The 598-nt window shown below is 46.5% G+C and carries 1 protein-coding gene; it reads right to left on the bottom strand.

The genetic code is table 11. From position 1 onward, the window contains the following. On the bottom strand, positions 1 to 598 hold a 598-nt coding region (locus PROVALCAL_RS14710; RefSeq protein ID WP_006660110.1), incomplete at both ends, for a C40 family peptidase.

Genomic DNA, 598 nt, shown 5'->3' with positions numbered 1-598 from the left:
CATACCATTCACTATCACCCCTGCATGGTTCGGAACATGAGCTTGCACTTGCATAATGACCATATCGCCCTCCTTTAAGTCACCGGCAAACTCGACAAAGCCCGCTTGCTGCCAGTTATCCATATACAAGTTTTCACCCTCTTCCCACCAGTGTCTCTCAACGCTGTAATTATGCAGCTCAATCCCGTGCATCTGTCGGTAATAATCCATAATGAGCGACCAACAATCTGCGTGACCAAGCACAAACGGACGACCTTCTAACTCACGCTCAATTCTAGGCTGGATTATGCGGATATCACCTTCCGGATAGGAAGCTATCACCCACGGTAGTCCCGAAGCATCACATTGCAATTTGTCTATTTCGCTCGGTTGAGACGTCACTCCATCCCCGCAATGGCTATGAACAATCGCTATTGGATTGCCCCAATCTTCGGCTGCGGCATAGTCTTCTGGGGAAAGTTCGAAATGATCAGTTGGATTATCGGAAAGATTTCGGCAGGGAAAATATTTTTTGACTCGACTTTTTTGGCAAATCACGCCACACGCTTCTTTAGGGTATTCCGCTTTGACATGCTGAAATATTACCTCTGTTAATTTC

It is taken from the genome of Providencia alcalifaciens DSM 30120, from assembly GCF_000173415.1.
Lineage (GTDB): Bacteria > Pseudomonadota > Gammaproteobacteria > Enterobacterales > Enterobacteriaceae > Providencia > Providencia alcalifaciens.
Note: the sequence above shows the minus strand (reverse complement) of the source record. Positions and strands in the feature narration are given on the sequence as shown.